This window comes from Psychrobacter sp., assembly GCF_036731945.1.
Classification (GTDB): Bacteria; Pseudomonadota; Gammaproteobacteria; order Pseudomonadales; family Moraxellaceae; genus Psychrobacter.
Window position 1 is genome coordinate 22,017 of the sequence record NZ_DAINDI010000009.1, and the last position, 3,932, is coordinate 25,948.

Sequence of the window (3,932 nt, forward strand, 5' to 3'; positions counted from 1 at the left end):
AAACGGCGCAGCCAATAACCGTAACTTGCTGGTCGGTGGTAGCAATCAGACGCTATGGGACTTAAAAGACTTTGATGTAGAGACGACGACCGTCAATGGTCAAACAGTTTCTTATCCTAAGTATGACATCAGCCGTCCTGATAACTTAAACGTGGATTTAGGGGTTGCCAACCCAGCGGGTAGGATTGCTTTTGGACTGCTTAGCATGTCAGATGTGATGCTCGATCTTGAATTATCAGCCCTACAAGCGGATAACCGCGGTGAAGTGATTTCGACGCCAAAGATTTTGACCGCTGATAAACAAACGGCAAAAGTATCTTCTGGTACGCAAATTCCTTATCAAGAAGCTTCGGCCAGTGGTGCGACTACCACCAGCTTTAAAGAAGCGGCATTGAGCTTGGAAGCCACGCCAAACATTACCCCAGACGGTAAAATTGGTTTGCAACTGCTTATCACCAATGGCACACCGACTATCATTAATAATCAGGTTGCGATTGCTGAAGATTCTATTTCAACCAATGTGATTGTGGAAGATGGGCAAACCGTTGTACTGGGCGGCGTCTTTAAAAACCGTAAAAGTAATGGGGTCGATAAAGTACCTTTCTTAGGCGACTTACCTTATGTTGGTCGTGCGTTCCGCAAGGATGTACGTAACAATGCAAAAGAAGAGCTATTGATCTTTGTCACGCCAAAGCTGATTAATGATGGTACCAGTCGTCTAAATTAATCCAGCGTTTTACCATTTCGTAATAGAAAAAAGCAAGCAGCGCGCTTGCTTTTTTTATGGGTAAGTTTTGTGCCTGACTAGATTTTACTGACAATAATCAATACGCGTTACTAGCCAGAATATCCATGACGTTGTATCATAGCTAATTTAGCTGAGTGCGTATTATGGTTGAGGAATTGCCGTCGGTATTTCTAGTAGGGCCGATGGGAGCGGGGAAGACCACCATTGGCAGATTGCTTGCTAAGCAGTTGGGACGCTCGTTTGTAGACAGTGATTGGTATATCGAGTCGCAAACTGGGGCTGATATTGCTTGGATATTTGCCAAAGAAGGCGAAGCGGGCTTTCGCGAGCGCGAGACGCGGGCCATTGATGAGCTGACGCAGCAAACACAAATTGTCTTAGCAACCGGCGGCGGGGCAGTGATGGCCGCTGAAAACCGAGCGTTTCTTCATGAACGCGGTATCGTCGTCTATCTTAATGCGCCAGTAGACGTGCAAATGGCGCGTACGGCCAAAGATAAGTCGCGACCTTTATTACAACAGCCCAATCCTAGAAAAATATTGCAAGATTTATACAGTGCGCGTGATCCTTTATACCGGCAAGTAGCACATATCATTATGCCGACCGGTCATACTTATCCGCGCCATATGGTCAATCAGCTATTACAGCAACTCGAAGCCTTTTGCCAAACTTCAGCTATGAGTTCAACACGCGCAGAAGATGAATAATAAAAAGTAAAATTTCGTTAATGAGCTTAAAAAGTATTTATTAAAAATCCGCTAAATTTAACTCAATCCTCATACTTAAGGAGATTTTCATGGCAACGCCACTGTTTCATGCCATCCTAACAGTACAGACGCAAAGTCATGATTATCCTATTGTTATTACTGAAGATAGTAATGCAAGCAGCCCTAAAAACATTGTTACTAACACTGCTAAAAATGGCGCTGAAAAAAGCAGCATGGCCAGTCAAATCGCGCCTTATATTACCGGTCATCAAGTCCTTATCGTGACTAATGACACGGTTGCGCCTTTATATTTAAGCGCTTTACAAGAAGAACTTGAAGCAGAGTTTACCGTCAAGGTTTGTGTGCTGCCAGATGGTGAACAATATAAAAACCAGACCAGTATCAATCAGATTTATGATGCGCTGATGGCAGAGCACTTTAACCGTGATGTGACCTTAATCGCGCTTGGTGGCGGCGTGGTCGGCGACATGACAGGATTTGCCGCGGCAAGCTTTATGCGCGGGGTCAATTTTATTCAAATCCCAACCACTCTGTTATCACAGGTGGATTCGAGCGTCGGCGGCAAGACCGGCATCAATCATCCGCAAGGTAAAAATATGATTGGCGCATTTTGGCAGCCACAAATGGTGCTTGCTGATATGAGTACGCTAAAAACCTTGCCCGCGCGTGAGCTATCAGCAGGATTGGCAGAAGTCATCAAGTACGCGCTGATTATGGATGCAGAGTTTTTGACTTGGCTTGAGCACAATTTGCCAGCGATGATGGCGTTAGATTTAGCCGTACTTGGCGAGGCGGTAAAGCGCTGCTGTCAGTATAAAGCCGATATCGTCGCACAAGACGAAAGAGAGTCCGGCGTACGCGCTTTGTTAAACTTCGGTCATACTTTTGGCCATGTGATTGAAACCCATCAAGGCTACGGCAATTGGCTACATGGCGAGGCGGTCGCCGCTGGCATGGTACAAGCGGCTGAGCTGTCGCAAAAAACTGGCTGGTTAACAACTGCGGACGTTGAGCGTATTAAACGCGTACTTACCTTGGCAAATTTGCCGATTACGCCGCCCGCTATTGACGTACAAACGGCATTAGGTTTGATGGGTCATGATAAAAAAGTCAAACACGGACAAATCCGCCTTATTTTGTTAAAATCATTGGGTGAGGCGGTATTGACCAACGATTTTGATGCCAAGCTTTTGACCGAAGTTTTGTCGCAGCATCAATAGTACAAGCTCGTGAAGTATTCAGTAGGTAAGTTGCACGTTTAATTTATCAGTTAATATATAATCGTTAAACGCTTAAAATAATCATTTCAGCCATTTTTAGCTACGATATATTTCGACAATCTTGAGCATTATTTTTTTAAGACCATTATTATATAAAACTCTTTTATAAGTATCTTTTTATAAGTACCCTTTTCCAAGGACCTCTCCATGGCAGCATCACGCTCGACGACTCGCACAGCTGGGCAGAAATATCGCCGTCAAGCACTGATTTGGCTGATAGCAACCCTGCTATTGGGCGTGTTTACCGCCTTAGTTTGGATGTTTAGTCAAACGCCAGCGATGGGTGCTAAGATTGAGAATGAGCCAATATCAGCGCCACAAGCCTCAACCGCTGAGCTTGAGCAGCCGCTAAAGATAGAGTCCTTGCATGAGCTCGATACAGACGTGCAGCCGATTAGTTTTGATACCACGGTTAAAGACTTACGCAGCTATCCTGATGAGTTCAAAGACAAGCGTTATCTGCTCGCTAACAAAGGCAAGTGGACAGTGCAGGTGATGAATGTCGCTGAAAATGATGTCATTGTCAGCTATTTAGAAAGCCGAGAAGATCGCGATAAGTTCGCTTATTTCCGCTACCTTGATGAAAATGAGCAGGTACGTTATATGCTGACTTATGGGCTGATGAGCAGTCCACAAGAGGCGGTCGGTGCCGCGAAATTGATAGATTTTAAACTGCCTGCAAATGTACGCGTCTTACCTGAAGAGATCAATCGTTACGTCAGTATCATCGATAATTATGAACGTCCGGATCCGGTTAAGGATTTGAGCACCAAGCGCACGCGCAATGTAAACTTGCGCCCAACCAAACGCGAAATACCAGTACGTCAACAGACACAAACGTCTGATGACAGTAATGGCCAAATGGCAAATAATAATGCCAATCGCGGCGCACAAGATGGCGCTAATGAAAGCATACGCCAGTCAGCTGATACTTCTGACACTTTGACTGTCAATGAAGAGCGGACGGTCGAGATCGAAGGGCAACCAACGACCACGCAATCCTCTACAGATACTAACCGTAAGCCTGAAGCAACCAATGGTAATGCAACAAATAATGGTTCAGGCAATAATAACGCACCGAAAAAACCGCCGATGGTTGAAGCGCCTAAACCACCGAGCGCCAATGCAAATAGTAACGCCGCCAATAAAAATATCAACGCTGCTGGTAAAAACCCC

3 protein-coding genes and 1 pseudogene are annotated in these 3,932 nt (G+C 45.2%); all 4 read left to right on the forward strand.

Features of this window, described 5'->3' with window-relative positions; genetic code table 11:
* Window positions 1–727, forward strand: a pseudogene (locus V7D75_RS03070) (type IV pilus secretin PilQ); the annotation flags it as partial.
* A 164-nt stretch (window positions 728–891) separates the two neighbouring features.
* The gene (gene aroK, locus V7D75_RS03075; protein ID WP_333613365.1) at window positions 892–1,455 is read left to right on the forward strand and encodes a shikimate kinase AroK; all 564 of its coding nucleotides are present in this window, start codon (window positions 892–894) and stop codon (window positions 1,453–1,455) included.
* Window positions 1,456–1,544: 89 nt separating this feature from the next.
* Window positions 1,545–2,696, forward strand: coding sequence for a 3-dehydroquinate synthase (aroB, locus tag V7D75_RS03080; protein ID WP_333613366.1), 1,152 nt, complete (start codon window positions 1,545–1,547; stop codon window positions 2,694–2,696).
* Between the two features lie 207 nt (window positions 2,697–2,903).
* A partial coding sequence (locus V7D75_RS03085; protein WP_333613367.1) for a hypothetical protein occupies window positions 2,904–3,932 on the forward strand: 1,029 nt, incomplete at its 3' end.